Raw genomic sequence first — 18,530 nt, forward strand, 5'->3', positions numbered from 1 at the left:
AGGGTATTTATATGAGTACAAGAATACCAATGCTAAGAATGGAGGGAGTATCAAAGATATTCCCAGGGGTTAAGGCCCTAGATAATGTTGATATAACAGCTTATGGTGGAGAAGTTACAGCTTTAATGGGTGAAAATGGAGCTGGTAAGTCTACATTGATGAAGATATTAAGTGGAGTATATCAAAAAGATGAAGGTAAAGTATTTATAGATGGAGAAGAAGCACATATCAAAGGAATAAAATCAGCAGAAGAATATGGTGTTACTATTATCCATCAAGAAATGAGTGTCTTAAATAACTTAACAGTTGCAGAAAATATATTCTTAGGAAATGAAAAGTATCATAAGTTTACTGGGAAAATAAATAAAAAGGAACTTATAGAAAGAAGTAAATTATTCTTAGATCAAATAGGTGCAAATATAAATCCAAATACTCTTGTTTCTAGCTTAAATGTTGGGGAAAAGCAAATGGTAGAAATAGCAAAAGCTTTAACTAAGAATGCAAGAGTAATAATAATGGATGAGCCAACTACAGCTTTAACAGAAGTAGAAACTAAGAATTTATTTAAAGTAATAGACAGCTTAAAGAAAAAAGGAATTGCAATAATTTATATATCTCATAGAATGGAAGAAATATTTGCTATATGTGATAGAGTTGAAGTTCTTAGGGATGGAAAATATGCAGGGAATGCCTTAATTAAAGATATTGATAATGACAAATTAATTTCAATGATGGTTGGGAGAAAAATAGAAGACCAATTCCCTTACAGAGAAGTAAAGGTTGGAAAAGATATTTTAGAAGTTGAAAATTTAAATTCAAATGTTGGAATAAAAGATATAAGTTTCAGCGTAAAAGAAGGAGAAATCTTAGGAATAGCTGGTCTTATGGGATCTGGAAGAACAGAAGTTGCAAAAACAATCTTTGGAGAATATAAAAAGACTTCTGGAACAATAAAGATTAAAGGAAAAGAAATTGATATAAAAAATATTCAAGAAGCAATAGATAATGGAATTTGCTATTTATCAGAAGATAGAAAAAAAGAAGGCTGTGTTCTTAGCTTATCTGTAGCTGAAAATATGATTTTATCTAATTTAAAAAAATATGAAAGCAAAATGATGGCTATAGATAAAAATAAAGCAACAAAAGATGTTGATTATTACATAGATAAAATTAAGATAAAAACACCGAATAGAGATCAATTAATAAAAAATTTAAGTGGAGGTAATCAACAAAAGGTTATACTTGCAAAATGGCTTATGTTATCTCCAGAAGTATTAATAATTGATGAACCTACAAGGGGGATAGATGTAGGAGCAAAGAAGGAAATATACGAATTATTAAATGAACTTAAAGCATCTGGAAAGGCGATAATAATGATATCTTCAGATTTACCAGAAGTTTTAGGAATAAGTGATAGAATTCTTGTTATGAGTGAAGGAAAAATATCAGGAGAATTAAAAAGAGAAGAAGCTTCACAAGAAAGCATAATGAAATTAGCTGTTGGAATGAATAAATAGTTGGGAGGATACAATTATGAATATTAATATAAAAGAAACTGCATCTAAATACAAATCTCTTATAGGATTAGTGCTACTATGTGCGATAATCACATTTGTTACACCATCATTTTTATCACTATCAAACATTACTAATGTTTTTACACAAGTTTCAGTTAATGCAATAATTGCAGTAGGTATGACTTTTGTTATCTTAACTGGTGGAATAGATTTATCAGTTGGGTCAACTTTAGCAATTAGTGGAGCATTATCAGCATCAATAATCAAATCAACAGGAAGTGTTACATTAGCAATAGTAGTTGCAGCTTTAGTTGGTATAGCAATTGGTTTAGTAAATGGACTTTTAATATCAAAAGGTAAGTTACAAGCATTTATAGCAACACTTGCAACAATGACAATATTTAGAGGTGCTACTTTAGTATTTACAAATGGAACTCCAATTTCTAAGTTACCAGAAAAATTCGTTAATATAGGTAATGGAAAAATCGGATTCATGCCAATTCCAGTTATCATCACTGTAATCGTTTCTATAATAGCAATTTATGTTTTATCACAAACAAGATTTGGTAGATATCTTTATGCATTAGGTGGAAATGAAGATTCAGCTAGATTATCAGGTATAAACACAGATAAAATTAAAACTTTAGTATATGTAGTTTCAGGTTTTGCATCAGCAATTGCAGGGGTAATTATAACTAGTAGAATAGCATCAGCTTCACCAAATGCAGGAACAAGCTTTGAATTAGATGCAATAGCAGCAGTTGTTATTGGAGGTACATCATTAGCAGGTGGAGAAGGTAAAATAACAGGAACTTTAATAGGTGCTCTTATTATAGGAGTATTAAACAATGGATTAAACTTAATGAATGTATCACCATTCTATCAATCAATAGTAAAAGGATTAGTTATCTTAATAGCAGTATTATTAGATAAAAAGAGCAGAAAGAAAGCATAATTGAAATAGGAGGAGATAACATGAAAGGTATAAAAAAGATATTAGCATTTTCTCTATTAGCCATAATTTCAATGAGTTTCTTTATGGGATGCTCAAATAGAAATAATGACAAGAAGGTTGGAATAGTTTTATCAACTTTAAATAATCCTTTCTTTGTTAGCATGAAAGAAGGAGCAGAAAAAGAAGCAGAAAAGCTAGGCTTTGAGTTAATAGTTTTAGATTCACAAAATGACCCAGCTAAGGAAAGATCAAACGTAGAAGATTTAATACAACTTGGTGTAGTAGCCTTATTAATAAATCCAACAGATAGTGATGCTGTTGTTAAATCAGTAGAGGTTGCAAATAAGGCAAATATACCAGTAATTACTTTAGATAGGCAATCAAATGGTGGAGAAGTTACAAGTCATATAGCTTCAGATAATATAAAGGGTGGAGCTATGGCAGCAGAATTTGTTTTAGAGAAACTTGGAACTGAAGCAAATATAAATGTAGTTGAACTTCAAGGTATTCCAGGAGCATCAGCAACTAGAGATAGAGGGGCAGGTTTTCATAGCATCTTAGATGCCAAAGCAAATGTTAAGTTTGTCTCAAGTCAAGCAGCGGATTTTGATAGACAAAAGGGTTTATCAGTAATGGAAAATATACTACAAGGTAATTCAGATATACAAGTAGTATTTGCACATAATGATGAGATGGCTCTTGGAGCAGCCAAGGCAATTGGAACAAGTAATGCTAAGGCAATGGTTATTGGATTTGATGGAAATGATGATGCTTTAGATGCAGTTGAAAAAGGTGAGATGGTTGCAACAGTAGCACAACAACCAGATTTAATTGGAGCATTAGGAATTGAATTAGCATTAAAAATATATAATGGTGAAGCTGTAGATAAAGAAATAGCAGCTGACCTAAAAATTGTTAGTAATCAAAATTATTAGTAAAGTTGTCAAATAAATATTAATTAACTATGATATAATCGTATATGTAAGACTGCAATAAGGAGTGGAATTTATGAGCAAGGTAACTCTTCTAGATATAGCAAAACATGCAAATGTATCTAGAACTACAGCTTCGATGGTATTAAATAATAAAGATATAAATGTTTCAGAAGAAACAAGAAATAGAATTTTAGAAGCAGCCAAAGTACTAAATTATATACCAAATTCGTTAGCAAGAAGTTTAAGTACGAAAAAAAGTTATACTATAGGCTTTATTATTCCAGATATAGAAAATCCATTCTTTGCAGAAATGGCAAAAGCTATTGAAACAGAAGCAGAAAAGCAAGGATATAGTGTAATCTTATGTAATACTTTTAATAGCAGCAAGAAGGAAGAAGAGTATATAAGATTATTAATAAGCAAACTAGTTGATGGAGTAATAATTGTAGCAAACGGTAAAAAAAATAATTCTATAAATATGCTAAAGTCCAATGAAGTACCATTTGTTGTTGTAGATAGACACATTGATGAAGTAGAAGATGTAAATGGTGTCTTTTGCGATAATGAAGAGGGCATAAGAATAGGTATAGATTATTTAATAAAAAAGGGATATAAGCAAATAGCTTTTGTGGGAGCTACTCAAAATGAAGTAAGCTCAAATTCAAGACTTAGATACTTCGAAAAAATATCTAAGCAATATAATGTTTTTAATGAGTTTTTATTAGAAGAAGATGAAATTTCATTACAAGGGGGAATAAATGCAACAGAAAGACTTATAAAGAAAAATAATAATATTGATGCAATATTTTACAGTAGTGATATTATGGCAATAGGTGGAGTAAAATGCCTACTTAGAAAAGGTTTAAAAGTGCCAGAAGATATAGGAATATTAGGTTATGATAATATAGGAATTTGTTCTTATATAGAACCGGAATTAACTACAATTGCACAGCCTATTTATAATATGGGAAAGGAATCCTTTAACTTATTAATGGATGTTGCAAGTAATAATAAGAAAGAAAATATTATTAATTTAAAACCGTACTTAGTAGAAAGAAAAACAGTAAAATAGATTTGGTGGTGTAAAATATGAATAAAGAAAATTTAATTTCTGTTTCTAAGAATGTTAGAAAAAACATAATAGAAATGCTTTGTGAATCAAAATCTGGACATCCAGGTGGATCATTATCTTGCGCAGATATAGTAACATATTTATATTATGAAAAGATGAATATAGATGTAAATAATCCTAAGTGGGAGCAAAGAGATAGATTTGTATTAAGTAAAGGACATGCAGCTCCAGCACTTTATTCAGTATTAGCTGAAAAAGGATTTTTCCCTAAGGAAGAATTAAAAACTTTAAGAAAAACAGGTGGATTACTTCAAGGACATCCAGATTCTAAACATGTTCCTGGCGTTGATGTATCAACAGGATCACTTGGACAAGGAATATCTAATGCTGTAGGAATGGCGTTAGGATTAAAAGCCCAAAATAATAATGCTAGAGTTTATGCAGTATTAGGAGATGGAGAACTTCAAGAAGGTTTAGTTTGGGAAGCATCAATGGCAGCAGCTCATTATAAATTAGACAATTTAGTTGCAATAGTTGATTTTAACGGATTACAAATAGATGGTAAAAATGAAGATGTTATGGGAATCAGTCCTTTAGATGAAAAATTTAAAGGTTTTGGATTTAATGTAGTTGAATGTGATGGACATGACTATGAAGAATTACATAAAGCATTTAAGAATGCAGAAGAAACAAAAGGCAAACCAACAGTAATAATAGCTAAAACAGTAAAAGGTAAGGGTGTTAGCTTTATGGAAAATCAAGCAGGTTGGCATGGACAAGCGCCTAATAAAGAACAAACAGAACAAGCTATTATGGAAATCATGAAATAGGAGGGATTTATAATGGGTAAGGCAACAAGAGAATCATATGGAATGGCGTTGGTTGAATTAGGAAAAGAAAATGATAAAGTTGTAGTTCTTGATGCAGATCTTTCTAAGTCAACGAAAACATGTGATTTTAAAAATATGTTTAAAGATAGATTTTTTAATGCAGGTATAGCAGAGCAAAACTTAATGGGAATGGCAGCAGGTCTTTCGAATGTAGGAAATATACCATTTGCTAGTACTTTTGCAGTATTTGCTACAGGTAGAGCTTTTGAAGTTATAAGAAACTCAATATGCTATCCAAAGATGAATGTTAAGATAGCTGCAACTCATGCAGGTATAACAGTTGGAGAAGATGGTGGGTCACATCAATCTGTTGAAGATATTGCACTTATGAGTGCACTTCCAAATATGACTGTAATAGTACCAGCAGATCATAGAGAAGCTATGCAAGCTACAAAAGCAGCAGCAAACTTTGAAGGACCAGTATATTTAAGATTTGGTAGATGCAATACAGAGGATATATTTGATGATAACTATAAGTTTGAAATAGGAAAAGGTGTGGAACTTAGAGAAGGAAACGATGTAGCTATAATTGCAACTGGAATGATGGTTCAAAGAGCTATAGAAGCATCTGACAAATTAAAAGAAGAAGGAATAAATGCAAGAGTTATTAATATTTCTACTATTAAACCAATAGATAAAGAATTAATAATAAAAGCTGCAAAAGAAACAAAAGGAATAGTTACAGCTGAAGAACATTCAATAATAGGTGGTCTTGGAGCAACAGTTTCTCAAGTTGTAACAAGTAATCATCCTACAATAGTTAAAACAGTAGGAATAAAAGATACATTTGGTGAATCAGGAACTCCTGATGAATTAATGAAAAAATATGGTTTAACAAGTGATGAAATAATAAAAGCTGTAAAAGAAATTATTTAATATACAAGGTTAAAATAAGAATTTAACATTTATATAAGTTACTTAAATGGAAAAGATACCTTAATTTACATAGGTATCTTTTTTATTGCATGGGGAAATATAATATCATTAATATTGCATTAAATAATTATAATAGGGAAATTACATAATCGCATATTAAAGGAATAAATCATAAATTAATTAAATTTAATTTATTAGATATAAAATAAAAAGTTATTTAAGACAAGCTACAAAAATAACTAAAGTTAACTAAACTTCTTGCTAATATTAAATATAAATTTAGATTAAATAAAAATATATTTTTAAATTTTCAGAATACAATTTAAAAATTTGCAAAATTATGATAAATTATAATTAGAGGAATTATTTAGGGGGACAGTCGTAATGGATGTTATAATATATAGACTAGTTTTAAATTACTTAGAAGAAAAAGTAACAAGTGACCTGAAGGATGAATTTATAAATGCATCATTACATTTCAATATAAATAATGATATTTATAAAGAGTATTCACCAATACAAATTGAATGCATGATAAATAAAATATCATCAGAAGAAATAATAGATTATGTTGAGTTATGTTCAGTATATGGCTATATATTATATAGAGCTGTGGAACAAAATAAACTTAAAGCTGAAGATAGAATAGAAGTTCTACAAAGAGTTTTAGAAATAAGTAATTCCATAACGAGTTATTTAAGAATTATGATAAATGAAAATGAGTTATTTGAGAAATTATTAAATATAACAGAAAAACTTAATTTAACAAAAGAACAAAATGAAAAGATAATTAAAATGCTAAATTAAAGCCTTTGTAAAGGTTAACTTTATTTTGCTGATATAAAAGCGAAGATAAATAATATGTTCCATAAGCTAAATAGCTACATAAAGAAGTACTAGGCTTTGAAAAACTACTATGTCAAGAGTTTTGGTTAAGCTCACTACGCTCAAACAAACCAACAACACTAAGACATAGTAGATTTTCTTTCACCAAGTACTTCTAATTACTCGCTATATGCTTATTTCACATATTATTTACCTTCGCTATTGTTATATTATAGCAAAATACTGAAGGACTAATGAAAAGTGAAAATTTCACTCTTTAATTAACAAATAGTGTTTTAATAAATAGAAAATATGGTAGAATTTTAAGGAGAAAGGAGTGAGTAACATTATGAATAAAGCAATGGAAGTTTTAGAAAAATATTTTGGATATAACTCCTTTAGAGAAGGGCAAAGTGAAATAATATCAAATATTTTAAGAGGGCGAGATAGCCTTTGTATTATGCCAACAGGTGGAGGAAAATCAATTTGTTATCAAATTCCTGCTTTAATTTTTAATGGAATTACTTTAGTTATTTCTCCTTTAATATCATTAATGAAGGATCAAGTTGATTCTATTAATGATATAGGTATAGAGGCTGAATATATAAATAGTACTCAAAGTTTAGATGAAATAAAGGAAATATTAAAAAGATGTTATGATGGAGAAGTTAAACTTTTATATATAGCACCAGAAAGATTAGAAAGTGAATATTTTAATAAGCTATTAAGAAAGCTTTGGATAAGTCAAGTTGCAATAGATGAAGCACATTGTGTTTCTATGTGGGGGCATGATTTTAGAAAAAGCTATACATTTATAGCTCCTTTTATAAAAAGTTTAAACGTTAGACCTGTAGTTACTGCATTTACTGCTACAGCAACTACAGAAGTAAGAAAGGATATTTTTAAGCTTTTAGAACTTATTAATCCATATATGTACTTAGGTAGTTTTGATAGGGAAAATTTATCAATATGTGTCCATAAGGAAGAAGATAAAGCGGAGTTTGTAAAAGATTATATAAGAGATCATGAAGAAAGCTCAGGAATAGTTTATTGTGCAACTAGAAAAGAAGTTGATGCTTTATATTATTATTTGAAAGAAAGAGGAATAGATGCATCGAAATATCATGGTGGATTAAAAGATGATGAAAAAAATTACTATCAAGAAGAATTTTTAAAAGATAATTTTAATGTAATGATTGCAACAAATGCTTTTGGAATGGGAATAGATAAATCTAATGTAAGATATATAATTCATTTCACTATATGTAAGAACCTTGAAAACTATTATCAAGAAATAGGTAGGGGTGGAAGAGATGGAGAAAAAACAGAATGTCACCTTTTATATAATAGGGAAGATATTAGAACATTAGAATATTTAATATATACCACAGTTGGAAACACAAGAAAAGAAATTGAAATAAGAAAACTTCAAAGTATGGTTGATTTTTGTGAATATGATAAATGTTATAGAAGTTTTATTTTAAATTATTTTGGAGATGAAAATGCAAAGCCATATTGTAATAATTGTAGCAACTGTTTAAATAACGAAGAACTTAGGGATTTTACAATAGAAGCTCAAATGATTTTATCCTGTGTATATAGAACTAGAGAGCAGTACGGGATTTCTGTATTAGTTGATATTTTAAGAGGATTTAAGGGGCCTAAGATTATTCAAAATAACTTAGATAGGCTAACTACATATGGAATTATGAAGGAATACAGCAGTAAATTTATAAGAGATTTAATCAAAACTTTATTAGATTTAGGATATGTTAATTTAAAAGATGGTACATATTCAATGCTGAAATTAAATCCTAAATCAATAAGAGTATTAAAATCTCAAGAAAAAGTTATTTGTAAGCTAAGTGAAGATATTGAAGAAAAAATTGAAAATAAAGATTTATTTAATAAGCTAAAATTATGGAGAAAAGAAAAAGCAAATATACTAGGAATAAAACCATATATTATATTTTCAGATTCAACTCTTATTGAACTTGCTAATAAAATACCAAAGGATAAGGATGAATTACTTAGTATCAGAGGTATGGGAGAAAAGAAATTTGAAAAGTATGGAGATGAGGTTTTGAATATAATAAATAAATAAATAAATAAATAAATAAATAAATAAATAAATAAATAAATAAATGATTTTATAGGAGTCTTCTAATATCGAAAAACTTAGAAGGCTTTTTTTATTTACATTAAAATGGAAAATATGTTATGAAAATACCTATATGAATATATATTTTATATAGGTATTTAATGTATAATAATAGATAGATGTTATGTAAAGTAAATCTCTTTAAAATATATTTAGAGTATATAGATTTTTTATTAATTAAATGTGAATAATACTTAATTAATATAAGAAATAATATAATAAAAAAAATAAAATTTAAAATACAGAAAAAAATATGTAGAATTATTGCACTTTATAGGTGCGGTATGGTAAATTAATAAGGAAAGATTTATATTATGGAAAAATTAATATATAAATTCGTTGATAGTTTAGGTGAATATAATAATTATAATGATGAGCAAATAGAACAAATAAAATATTCTTTAAAAGTAATAGTATATGAATTGATAAAAATAATATTTTTAATTATAATTTTTTCAATTTTAGGATATTTTAAAGAAAGCTTATTAATACTTTTTATAATGTCAATTACAAAGCCTTTTATTGGTGGTTATCACGAAGATACACAATTAAAGTGTTTTACTGCAACATTAATTTTAATGGTAATTATAATAATTTTATTCGAAAACAATAAATTAAATTTAACTAGTTCCATTGTTTTAAATTTTATTAGTATATTTTCTGTTTATAATAAGGCGCCAATAATAAATGACAAAATGCCTATTACAAGGGAAAATCTTATTAGAAAAAATAGAAAAATTGGAATTATAAATGTAGTAATACTAACTCTGTTATCTCTTATGATGTTTGAAGTTAATTGGATTTCACAAATAATAGTTTGGACTATTTTAGTACAAGCTATATTAATGTTTAATAAATATAAAGAGATAGGAGGGAAAGGTAAATGAAAATGAAGAAGTGGCTAGGCTCATTAATGTTATTATTATCAGCAGTTTTAATAAATGTTGGTCCTACATCTGTAATGAGTGTAGGTGTAGAAGAAATGCCAGACTCAATTAAAAAACTAAGATAGGGGACAAAATATGCTTACTGGATTGATCGATATCATAATTAGTATTATTCAAAGTGTTATGTTTATTATTGCATCAAATTATTGTGTGAATAAACAATATAAAAAAAGTAAATTACAATTAAATATTTTAATAGCAATAACATCATTTTTTGTAATCTTTAGTACTTATTTATTAGGAAATTCAAGTTTAGGAATAATAGTAATACATATGGGACAATTACTATTAACAAACTTAATGTTTAAAGATGATAAATTAGGAGCTACTATTGGGTTTAGCATAATATATTCAATAATTGGAATAAGTGCTAATTTATCCTTTGTAATATTTACAATATTTAATAATATTTCAACTTCTGATAATATCTATGCAATTATAATAATTTTGTATTTTCCTCAATTTATTATTTCATATTTTGTATTAAAGAATATGAAGTTTATTCATAAGATAAATTTGATAATTAAATCAAGAGTTTCGTCTATAATTACTTTAATAATAGGAACTGTAGTGTTTGATTTTATAATGTCATTTTCACGTATTATTAGTGATAAAGACAATCCAGTATTCAAAGAAATAATTTTTGTATTATTAGGTGGATTTATTATTTTTATCTCTTGGCATTTTATAAATATAGATAAAAATTCTAAGAAGGTACATATATTAAATAAAGAATTAGAAAGTAAAATTAATGAACTAAAAAAAATAAAGCATGATTATGGTTCACAGATTTCATATTTATATGGTGCATATCTAATGGAGAATTATGAAAAATTAGGTGAGTTATTAAAAGGAATAATAGAGGGAAATGATATTTCAACTCAAGTTAAAGTTCTAAGTTCTGATGACTCTATTATATCTCAAGTAGTTAACTCTACTGATTTAAAAGAAGTGGATGTTCTAATAGATGAAAAGGCTGATTTAAAAGATACTAATATAAGTGAGTTAGAACTTCATAAAATTATTTCTAATATAGTAAGAAATTCTATAGAAGCATTAAAAGGAAGAGGGTTATTAATGATTAATAGTTATTACTCTTATAATTATGTTATAATAAGCCTTCAAAATAATGGACCGGAAATTGATAAAAATATAATTGATAGAATTTTTGAAGAAGGATTTTCTACAAAGGAAAATAAAAATGGAGATAATGGATTTGGGCTACATATAGTAAAAGAGATAATTGATAAAAACAATGGAGATATTAGTGTAACAAGTAATAAAGACATAACTAAGTTTGTTATAAAACTACCTTTACATATTTAATAAGAAATATAAAACATATATAAAAGTATTTAAAAATGTAATTATATAAAAATAAGTGGGAATTTGCTTGAATTCCCACTTATTTTTTATACATTATGAACTTTTATTTTTTTATTCGTTTTAGACATGATTATTCCAATGATCAAAAGTATTGGAAATATACTTGAAAATAAAATTCCTATTTTTATATTATCATTAAAAATACTAGATATTCTACCTACAACAGTTGGACCAAGTGAGCAGCCTACATCCCCTGCAAGTGCTAAAAAAGCAAACATTGCAGTTCCACCTTTTTTTAATATAGATGAAGAGATACTAAAGGTGCCTGGCCACAAAATGCCAACTGAAAATCCACATATACCACATCCTATAAGAGATAATAAAGGTAAAGGTGATAATGAAATAATAAGATAGCTTATAAAGCAAAGCAAACTGGATGCTATCATAGATTTTTCTAGATTAATTTTTTCACCTATTTTACTATAGACTGTTCTAGATGTACCCATCATTATTGCAAAAAGCATTGGACCAGCTAAATCTCCAAGAGCTTTATTAACACTAAGACTTTTTTCTGCAAAAGTAGATGCCCATTGACTAACAGATTGTTCGCTTGCTCCTGCACATATCATTAAAAGTATCATTATCCAAAAGATTTTATTTGAAAGTAGTTCTTTAATTGTTAATCTACTTTCACCTTCTTCAATCAAATGTAAAATAGGAACTTTTATAAAAAGAAGAGTGTTTAGAAGCGGTATTACAGACCATAATATTGCAAGGTACCTCCAATTTAAAATTCCAAATATACTAAAAAAGATTGTTGATATTAAAACTACAGCAACGTGGCCCCAACAATAAAAGGAATGTAATAAACTCATTGCAGTTTCCTTATTATCTGTTGGGCAAGCTTCCACTATAGGACTTATTAGAACCTCAATTAATCCACCACCAATAGCATAAATCATAACTGAAATTAATAAGCCAATAAAAGGATCACTAAAAATTTCAGGTAGAATTGTTAATGATATTAGCCCAAGCCCTGCACAAATATGAGCTATTATTACAGAAGCTCTATATCCTATTTTATCTATAAACCCTGCAGAAAGAAAATCAATTAATAATTGAAAACCAAAATTAAAAGTAACTAAAAATGTTATTTTTGAAATTGGTATGTTATACGATGATTGAAAGGTTAAAAATAATAATGGAACAAAATTATTTATTATTGCTTGCACAATATAGCCAATAAAAGAAGCATACATTGTATGTTTATAAGTAAAATTCATGTTATCCTCCATTTTATAAATTCAAGTTAAAGAGTACAAGTTATATTATACAATAAATGAATATATTATATCAGTATTTATGTTGAAAATATTAACATATTAATATTTATTTGGTAAAATATATATAAAAGGAATAATATATTGTTAAAAATAGAAGGGAGCATAATTTTATGAAAAATCAAGTTAAATATTTTTTAGCTGGAATTATTACAATCATTTTTAGTTCATCATTAGGCTATGCAACACTTAAGATAATTTATGCAAATAAAAATTTAACAGGAGAATTTGATGCATTATTGAATGGATTTATCCATTCATACATGTTGGTTGGGGTGTTAATATTTAGCATTGGATTTTTTAATATGATTATTGAAAAGAAAGAAAAATAGGGTGAAAATATTTTTTTGTATAGTGCTAATAAAATTATAGGTATATTTAAATTTTAATAGAATAAAAGATTCATGTATAAAGGAATGTATTAGATATGAAAAAAAGAAAAGTTAACAATTCGATAAAAATTACATCTATATTAATTATTATTTTATTATTAGGAGCCTTTATAATAAATAAAATAAATCCTAGCTATATTTCAACAATGGGACTTAATAAATTTTCACTAACGAGTATTGGGGATACTTCAACAAGAGGTGTTAAATTAATGGACATAAATAATAATATAATTACCTTTGATGCAGGGTCTTTTAAGAAGTATGTTCATATATTATTAGGTAGTTCTAAAGGTGAAAATATAGAAGATGGATTAAAATTTGACATTATAAATCCTAAAGGAGAAGTAGTTGACAGTGGAATATTATATGCCGGTAAAAGGGTTACTGAAGTCTATGATGGAATGTCTGGAGAGTGGAAAATAGTATTACACTTTGAAGATGATGATGCTAGTTCAATGATAGATTATGGGTATTCTATAACATCAAAGAGAGAAAAATCATGGCGATGATTAAACCATCCATGAAATATCACGGTTTAATGCTGGTATACCTGGATATGTAATTAAATGTAGACCAGTTTAATATAAATAAAGTAAATTGATATATTTTTAAAATATCGTAAAATTTTTCTAATTAATACTGTAGTTTTTGGGATAGGTATTATGTTACCTTTTCAGAGCACTATGAAATTAATGTTAAAACTAATGATATGAAAAGCAAGTAATTGTACAAAAACTAATTAGGAAAACAATAGTAATAAATTAGGAGGGATATTATGCTTTTTTTTATTTGTGGTGTGATTATACCAATGTTGTTTATTGTATATAATTTTATTTGTTTTTCTAAGAAGAAAATAATTTATTCAGTAAAAATTGAAGACTTTAGAATAATTAATGAAGATTTTTTTAAATTACAATTAATCTTAAGTTGTATAAATGCTTTATTTGTATCAATAAATGCTTATATCGCCGATAGAATTAATTATATTATTGGTTTTTTACTTTTTATATCTATATTTTGGGGAATTAATTATTTAATAAAATTTGTTGCTAAATTAAAAGGATATATAAAGAGATAGATTTTATTGATGATTGTATTAAATTGAAGCAATTTATTAATTAAATAAAAAATAATGACTCAAAATTTTGCTAAGAGTAAATTAGATTATAAAAGCCTAAAAATAATTTCAATATCAATTATTTATTTGGAAGAATTAACAATGGTAATGCAATTTCAATTCCACTTGGATTAAATTTTGGGTGGGCAGCTGAAATTAATTTGCAATGTATATTAGAAAGGTTATTTGATGAACCATTTGGAAAAGGATACCCTAAAAAAAGATGCACTAAGAAAACAAGCAGATACAAATTGAAATTTATAAATTCTATTACAAAAAGAGAACTTATAGATGTAATTCCTAAAATGGACAGAGATTTTATGCAAAAGGTTGTAAAAAGAGATAATGTATATAGATATATATAGAAATATGGACAAGATAAAGAGTTAATAAAATTATTACAAATATATAGATAAATTTAATTTGCAAGTGGTTTTAATTAAAGAAAGAGAATTTATAAGGTTGGCAAGAGATTGTAATATGGGGGAGAAAAGGTTTGTAGTATCATGGAAATTATGTTTTATTATTTTTCTAAATATAGCGGATTTATTAACTATATTAGAAAAAATAAAGTTATCTTTTCTATTGAAGGTTTTATAATTAAATTTATAGTTGGAGGAGTATTTGTATTCTTACTTAGAAAGCATTTATGGAAAAATAGTGAAAAGCAGTATATGGAATATTTACAAAATGATAATAAAAATAAGATATTAAATCATTAAATAATTTTGAAAAATAGCAAAGGATAATTCAACTCCAGAAAACTTTATTGAAAATAGTGGGCAACTTTAAAATATAAAATAAATATGATTATCAATAAAACATTAATAGGAGTGAGTTATGAAAAAAATTGTTATTTACAAATCTAAATCTGGATATACAGAAACATATGCGAAATGGATTTCAGAAGATTTAAATTGTGCTTTAAAAGCAGCTGATGATATTACAATTGAAGAACTTGAAAAATACGACGTAATAATTTATGGTGGAGGACTTTATGCTGTTGGTATAAATGGAATAGCATTAATAAAGAAAAACTTTAATTTATTATGTAACAAGAAAATCATTGTTTGGGCAACAGGGGCAAACACTGGAAGGGAAGAAGAGCTTCAACAGGTATGGAATTATAATTTTAATAAAGAGCAATTGGGTTTTATTAAAACTTTTTATTTGAGAGGTGGATTTGATTATAAGAAGTTAAATAAAATAGATAAAATTCTAATGAACATGTTAAAGATAAGATTAAAATTAAAGAAAGTAAGAACAGAAGATGAGCAAGGTATGTTAGAAGCGTATGATATAGCAGAATATCATTGTATTAAAGAAAATACTAAGGATTTAATTGAGTATGTAAAAGGGTTAATTGTATGATAGATAAAAAAAGCATTGTAAGATAAGAGCATGATGGTTATAGGTATAATATTAATAGCAATTATACTTTTCTTTGTTGCAAGTTTTGTATATGAGATAGTTACTAATATATGGATATATCTTGTTTGCTAATTTATGAATGGTACTATAATAACATTTATAGCGATGGCATATAAGAAAAAACTTGAAAGTAAGTAAGGTTAAAAATTTGTAGTTATTGAAAATTAAGAAATAAATATAGTATAACAATAATAAAATGATGGAGATCTTATATGAAAAATGTAGATATATATGGATTAATTATAATTACGTTACTTGAGGGAGGACTATTTACCTTTTTAGGATGGGTAATTAAAAGTCAAAATGCAGGAGATATGCTAAATGGATTTGATGCAAAAAAGTATGACAAAGATAAAGTATCAAAGATAGTAGGAAAAGATATGTTGAATACTGGTTTATTAGTTATATCTGGAGGAGTTGTTGGTGTTTTTTTGAATAGTAAACTTTATAATTATATAACTTTTATACAAAACGGAATTGTAATATTAGGAATTATTAAGAGTATGTATGACATGGATAAAAAATGTAGGATAAAAAAATATCACTGAATCATAAAGTTTTTTCTTTATCAAAACTTTAAATGTTGGGAGTTATTTTATACTATTACATCAAAATTTAAAATTAACCAATAGATTAATTATGTTAATAGGAGGGATAATTATGTGGATTTTAAAAAGTATTATATGCTTGTCTATAATTGGGATCATTACATTTTTATTAAGAGCTAAAAAGAAGGGAATTAGGGAAATGGTGAGTGCTATAGTTTTTCTACCATATTCTTTATTTGTTAAGAGTCCTGAAATTGTAGTATTGTCAGCAGCAATATTATTTGTAAGCGGAATTTATATTTATTTTAGAAAGGATAATAAGTCTAGAACCAATATATTATGAAGATAAATTGAATATTAATTTATTAAAAATAAAGTATTATTCAAAAGTAAATATAGGTATTTAAGGGTTATATAAAAAGTATGGACTATTAAATTTATAATTGTATTAATATTGGAAATATAATTATACTTTCTTTATTGTTTGGTACTCCTTTTGCTTTGATTCAGAGAAAGTCTAACTTAGTATCTGCTATAGGTTCCCACTCTTTTGTGGACATTATAAGATTTTGTGTTTTTGGAGCATAAAATTCATTTTTAACTAGTCACTCTTCGCTATTTTGCTTACAAAATATAACTAGTAGAAAATAATTGATGAAAAGAAGCTTTGAACGCTAAATAATATGGTATTTATAAAATATGTTATAGTTGCCTACAATAGCAATAATTTAATTAATAAAAAACTAATTAGATTTCAAAAAGATTATATTACATATTTATTATGACTTTGATATTGGTTGATGGGATTAATGCTAAGGATTTAAAAAGCAAAGAAGCGTTAGATAAATATAAAGGAGGTACAATATAATTATTTATAAATTAGACAAAGATATTGTTTAGGTTGCAATGAAGAGTAAAAGGAAAAAAGAGTTTTTGTTTGTATAGAAATCGTTATATATTGTGAATAGTTCTATCATAAAAAAGGAGGGATTGTTTGAAAAAGAAAATATTAATAACTGTATTTTTGATTTTACTAATTTTTAGTTTATTCTTATTTAGAACTTATAAATTTACAAGTCTTCAAGTAGTAGAGTCACATTTTGGCAAAGACAATATTACAAAAGTATTTAGTGAAATTAAGCGAGATTGGGGAACAGCTTATTTAGTAGAAACTACAGAAGGTATAAGAAGCATATTTGTAGAGAAACGTGCTTTTTTATGGAATGCCTTTGCGATAACTGAGTTTTCGGATAATTTTATAAAAAATGATTTAGTTAAAACTGTTGGATGGATAAGTGTAGGGAATAATAAAAATAATCAACTAACGTTTTTGGCCGTTCAAAATATTGATCCAAATGTTAGTTATATTGAAGCAGGTTCTAATTTAGATAAACAAAGAAAAGCTATTGGGTTAAATGAAATTGCTATATTTACTTGGGATAAAATTATTGGGGGACATGAATTGAATGCTATAGCTCTTGATAAAGATAATTCAACAATATATAAATATGGAAATAATCCAAATGATTTATCAATTAATCAAAGATATGATTTAAGATGGTATCAAGAATAAAAGGATAAAGCTATGAGTAAAAAAGTAGATAAAGGCTTTAAAATTTTTTATTGGCAATTAAGTTATAGAAGACGGTTTATTCGGATTTTATGGATTATACCTATATTTATTATATCAATCGGAGTGATTATTTTTATTAGCAAAGAGCTATTTATGAGCATAGTTATTCCAATAATATTATTAATTTTATTTGCATGTGAATTAATTTATAATTATAAAAAATGGAGAAAAGAAGAGTATTATGATAATAAGAACTAGTAATAACATGAACCTTATAGATATAAGGATGTTTTCAATTAGAGAGGAGAAGTTAATTGTAAGAAGATACATTCTAGAAGGAACTTATGGTTCAAATTTCTTTTTTGGTAATAATACAATTGAACTAGGAAGCTATGATAATGAAGAAGAAGCATTAAAACAATTAGATGAAATTGAAGATTTCTTTAGGCAAAATCCTAATGGAATTTATAAGATATAAATATAAATTATATATAAAAAAATGTGAAGTAAGCACTGAAACTCAAATATCATATGTATATAATAAAATCATATCAATAACCATAAATTGGTATATTGTAAAAGGCTCATTTAATAAGGGTATAAAGGAGATTGTTTGAAATGAGTT

The 18,530-nt window shown here is 26.3% G+C and carries 22 protein-coding genes; 21 read left to right on the forward strand and 1 reads right to left on the reverse strand.

Annotated features, from left to right (window positions below; translation table 11 throughout):
* Positions 1 to 11 precede the first annotated feature (11 nt).
* The 11 genes from I2A75_RS13145 to I2A75_RS13190 all read left to right on the forward strand — a co-directional run bounded on the left by I2A75_RS13145 (position 12) and on the right by I2A75_RS13190 (position 11,504).
* Complete coding sequence (locus I2A75_RS13145; RefSeq protein ID WP_195265237.1) at positions 12 to 1,517, forward strand: sugar ABC transporter ATP-binding protein; 1,506 nt, start codon at positions 12 to 14, stop codon at positions 1,515 to 1,517.
* A gap of 16 nt (positions 1,518 to 1,533) precedes the next feature.
* Positions 1,534 to 2,472, forward strand: coding sequence for a ribose ABC transporter permease (locus tag I2A75_RS13150; RefSeq protein WP_195265240.1), 939 nt, complete (start codon positions 1,534 to 1,536; stop codon positions 2,470 to 2,472).
* Between the two features lie 20 nt (positions 2,473 to 2,492).
* On the forward strand, positions 2,493 to 3,407 hold the full coding sequence (rbsB, locus tag I2A75_RS13155) for a ribose ABC transporter substrate-binding protein RbsB (RefSeq protein WP_195265242.1): 915 nt from the start codon (positions 2,493 to 2,495) through the stop codon (positions 3,405 to 3,407).
* 73 nt (positions 3,408 to 3,480) lie between these two features.
* Positions 3,481 to 4,479, forward strand: a complete 999-nt coding sequence (locus I2A75_RS13160) for a LacI family DNA-binding transcriptional regulator (protein WP_195265244.1) — start codon at positions 3,481 to 3,483, stop codon at positions 4,477 to 4,479.
* Positions 4,480 to 4,496: 17 nt separating this feature from the next.
* Positions 4,497 to 5,309, forward strand: a complete 813-nt coding sequence (locus I2A75_RS13165) for a transketolase (protein WP_195265246.1) — start codon at positions 4,497 to 4,499, stop codon at positions 5,307 to 5,309.
* A gap of 12 nt (positions 5,310 to 5,321) precedes the next feature.
* Positions 5,322 to 6,245, forward strand: a complete 924-nt coding sequence (locus tag I2A75_RS13170) for a transketolase family protein (RefSeq protein WP_195265249.1) — start codon at positions 5,322 to 5,324, stop codon at positions 6,243 to 6,245.
* A 384-nt stretch (positions 6,246 to 6,629) separates the two neighbouring features.
* Positions 6,630 to 7,052 (forward strand): hypothetical protein, encoded by a 423-nt coding sequence (locus tag I2A75_RS13175; protein WP_195265251.1) that lies wholly within the window; start codon positions 6,630 to 6,632, stop codon positions 7,050 to 7,052.
* Between the two features lie 367 nt (positions 7,053 to 7,419).
* A complete protein-coding gene (recQ, locus tag I2A75_RS13180) occupies positions 7,420 to 9,174 on the forward strand; it encodes a DNA helicase RecQ (protein ID WP_195265253.1) in 1,755 nt (584 codons plus the stop codon).
* Between the two features lie 371 nt (positions 9,175 to 9,545).
* Positions 9,546 to 10,118: an accessory gene regulator B family protein gene (locus tag I2A75_RS13185; protein WP_195265255.1), complete on the forward strand. Its 573-nt coding sequence runs from the start codon at positions 9,546 to 9,548 to the stop codon at positions 10,116 to 10,118.
* Positions 10,115 to 10,243, forward strand: a complete 129-nt coding sequence (locus tag I2A75_RS18120) for a hypothetical protein (RefSeq protein WP_008680297.1) — start codon at positions 10,115 to 10,117, stop codon at positions 10,241 to 10,243. The genes I2A75_RS13185 and I2A75_RS18120 overlap by 4 nt, the downstream gene beginning before the upstream one ends.
* Before the next feature lie 10 nt (positions 10,244 to 10,253).
* Positions 10,254 to 11,504 (forward strand): ATP-binding protein, encoded by a 1,251-nt coding sequence (locus tag I2A75_RS13190; RefSeq protein WP_195265257.1) that lies wholly within the window; start codon positions 10,254 to 10,256, stop codon positions 11,502 to 11,504.
* Positions 11,505 to 11,590: 86 nt separating this feature from the next.
* On the opposite strand, the gene I2A75_RS13195 is transcribed toward I2A75_RS13190, so the two are convergent.
* Entirely contained in the window at positions 11,591 to 12,787 is a 1,197-nt protein-coding gene (locus tag I2A75_RS13195) for an MFS transporter (RefSeq protein ID WP_195265259.1), read from the reverse strand.
* Positions 12,788 to 12,957: 170 nt separating this feature from the next.
* On the opposite strand from I2A75_RS13195, the gene I2A75_RS13200 reads away from it, so the two are divergent.
* The 10 genes from I2A75_RS13200 to I2A75_RS13245 all read left to right on the forward strand — a co-directional run bounded on the left by I2A75_RS13200 (position 12,958) and on the right by I2A75_RS13245 (position 18,383).
* The gene (locus I2A75_RS13200; RefSeq protein ID WP_195265261.1) at positions 12,958 to 13,176 is read left to right on the forward strand and encodes a glycosyl transferase; all 219 of its coding nucleotides are present in this window, start codon (positions 12,958 to 12,960) and stop codon (positions 13,174 to 13,176) included.
* 95 nt (positions 13,177 to 13,271) lie between these two features.
* Entirely contained in the window at positions 13,272 to 13,745 is a 474-nt protein-coding gene (locus tag I2A75_RS13205; protein WP_195265263.1) for a hypothetical protein, read from the forward strand.
* 266 nt (positions 13,746 to 14,011) lie between these two features.
* Complete coding sequence (locus I2A75_RS13210) at positions 14,012 to 14,314, forward strand: hypothetical protein (protein WP_195265265.1); 303 nt, start codon at positions 14,012 to 14,014, stop codon at positions 14,312 to 14,314.
* 200 nt (positions 14,315 to 14,514) lie between these two features.
* Positions 14,515 to 14,718: a hypothetical protein gene (locus I2A75_RS13215; protein WP_243242171.1), complete on the forward strand. Its 204-nt coding sequence runs from the start codon at positions 14,515 to 14,517 to the stop codon at positions 14,716 to 14,718.
* A gap of 150 nt (positions 14,719 to 14,868) precedes the next feature.
* Positions 14,869 to 15,075: a hypothetical protein gene (locus I2A75_RS13220; RefSeq protein WP_195265268.1), complete on the forward strand. Its 207-nt coding sequence runs from the start codon at positions 14,869 to 14,871 to the stop codon at positions 15,073 to 15,075.
* A gap of 118 nt (positions 15,076 to 15,193) precedes the next feature.
* Positions 15,194 to 15,724: a flavodoxin domain-containing protein gene (locus tag I2A75_RS13225; protein ID WP_195265270.1), complete on the forward strand. Its 531-nt coding sequence runs from the start codon at positions 15,194 to 15,196 to the stop codon at positions 15,722 to 15,724.
* A gap of 272 nt (positions 15,725 to 15,996) precedes the next feature.
* The gene (locus I2A75_RS13230; protein ID WP_195265272.1) at positions 15,997 to 16,332 is read left to right on the forward strand and encodes a DUF3784 domain-containing protein; all 336 of its coding nucleotides are present in this window, start codon (positions 15,997 to 15,999) and stop codon (positions 16,330 to 16,332) included.
* A gap of 112 nt (positions 16,333 to 16,444) precedes the next feature.
* Entirely contained in the window at positions 16,445 to 16,675 is a 231-nt protein-coding gene (locus I2A75_RS13235) for a hypothetical protein (RefSeq protein WP_195265274.1), read from the forward strand.
* Between the two features lie 651 nt (positions 16,676 to 17,326).
* The gene (locus I2A75_RS13240) at positions 17,327 to 17,905 is read left to right on the forward strand and encodes a hypothetical protein (protein WP_195265276.1); all 579 of its coding nucleotides are present in this window, start codon (positions 17,327 to 17,329) and stop codon (positions 17,903 to 17,905) included.
* A 241-nt stretch (positions 17,906 to 18,146) separates the two neighbouring features.
* Entirely contained in the window at positions 18,147 to 18,383 is a 237-nt protein-coding gene (locus I2A75_RS13245) for a hypothetical protein (protein WP_195265278.1), read from the forward strand.
* Positions 18,384 to 18,530 lie beyond the last annotated feature (147 nt).

Origin of the sequence: Clostridium sp. 1001275B_160808_H3, from assembly GCF_015550425.1 — a bacterium.
Classification (GTDB): Bacteria; Bacillota; Clostridia; order Clostridiales; family Clostridiaceae; genus Clostridium.

Bases quoted from the DNA above. Each gene is read 5' to 3' on its own strand.
- I2A75_RS13145 (WP_195265237.1), top strand. From the start codon at position 12: ATGAGTACAAGAATACCAATGCTAAGAATGGAGGGAGTATCAAAGATA.
- I2A75_RS13150 (WP_195265240.1), top strand. From the start codon at position 1,534: ATGAATATTAATATAAAAGAAACTGCATCTAAATACAAATCTCTTATA.
- rbsB (WP_195265242.1), top strand. From the start codon at position 2,493: ATGAAAGGTATAAAAAAGATATTAGCATTTTCTCTATTAGCCATAATT.
- I2A75_RS13160 (WP_195265244.1), top strand. From the start codon at position 3,481: ATGAGCAAGGTAACTCTTCTAGATATAGCAAAACATGCAAATGTATCT.
- I2A75_RS13165 (WP_195265246.1), top strand. From the start codon at position 4,497: ATGAATAAAGAAAATTTAATTTCTGTTTCTAAGAATGTTAGAAAAAAC.
- I2A75_RS13170 (WP_195265249.1), top strand. From the start codon at position 5,322: ATGGGTAAGGCAACAAGAGAATCATATGGAATGGCGTTGGTTGAATTA.
- I2A75_RS13175 (WP_195265251.1), top strand. From the start codon at position 6,630: ATGGATGTTATAATATATAGACTAGTTTTAAATTACTTAGAAGAAAAA.
- recQ (WP_195265253.1), top strand. From the start codon at position 7,420: ATGAATAAAGCAATGGAAGTTTTAGAAAAATATTTTGGATATAACTCC.
- I2A75_RS13185 (WP_195265255.1), top strand. From the start codon at position 9,546: ATGGAAAAATTAATATATAAATTCGTTGATAGTTTAGGTGAATATAAT.
- I2A75_RS18120 (WP_008680297.1), top strand. From the start codon at position 10,115: ATGAAAATGAAGAAGTGGCTAGGCTCATTAATGTTATTATTATCAGCA.
- I2A75_RS13190 (WP_195265257.1), top strand. From the start codon at position 10,254: ATGCTTACTGGATTGATCGATATCATAATTAGTATTATTCAAAGTGTT.
- I2A75_RS13195 (WP_195265259.1), bottom strand. From the start codon at position 12,787: ATGAATTTTACTTATAAACATACAATGTATGCTTCTTTTATTGGCTAT.
- I2A75_RS13200 (WP_195265261.1), top strand. From the start codon at position 12,958: ATGAAAAATCAAGTTAAATATTTTTTAGCTGGAATTATTACAATCATT.
- I2A75_RS13205 (WP_195265263.1), top strand. From the start codon at position 13,272: ATGAAAAAAAGAAAAGTTAACAATTCGATAAAAATTACATCTATATTA.
- I2A75_RS13210 (WP_195265265.1), top strand. From the start codon at position 14,012: ATGCTTTTTTTTATTTGTGGTGTGATTATACCAATGTTGTTTATTGTA.
- I2A75_RS13220 (WP_195265268.1), top strand. From the start codon at position 14,869: ATGTTTTATTATTTTTCTAAATATAGCGGATTTATTAACTATATTAGA.
- I2A75_RS13225 (WP_195265270.1), top strand. From the start codon at position 15,194: ATGAAAAAAATTGTTATTTACAAATCTAAATCTGGATATACAGAAACA.
- I2A75_RS13230 (WP_195265272.1), top strand. From the start codon at position 15,997: ATGAAAAATGTAGATATATATGGATTAATTATAATTACGTTACTTGAG.
- I2A75_RS13235 (WP_195265274.1), top strand. From the start codon at position 16,445: ATGTGGATTTTAAAAAGTATTATATGCTTGTCTATAATTGGGATCATT.
- I2A75_RS13245 (WP_195265278.1), top strand. From the start codon at position 18,147: ATGATAATAAGAACTAGTAATAACATGAACCTTATAGATATAAGGATG.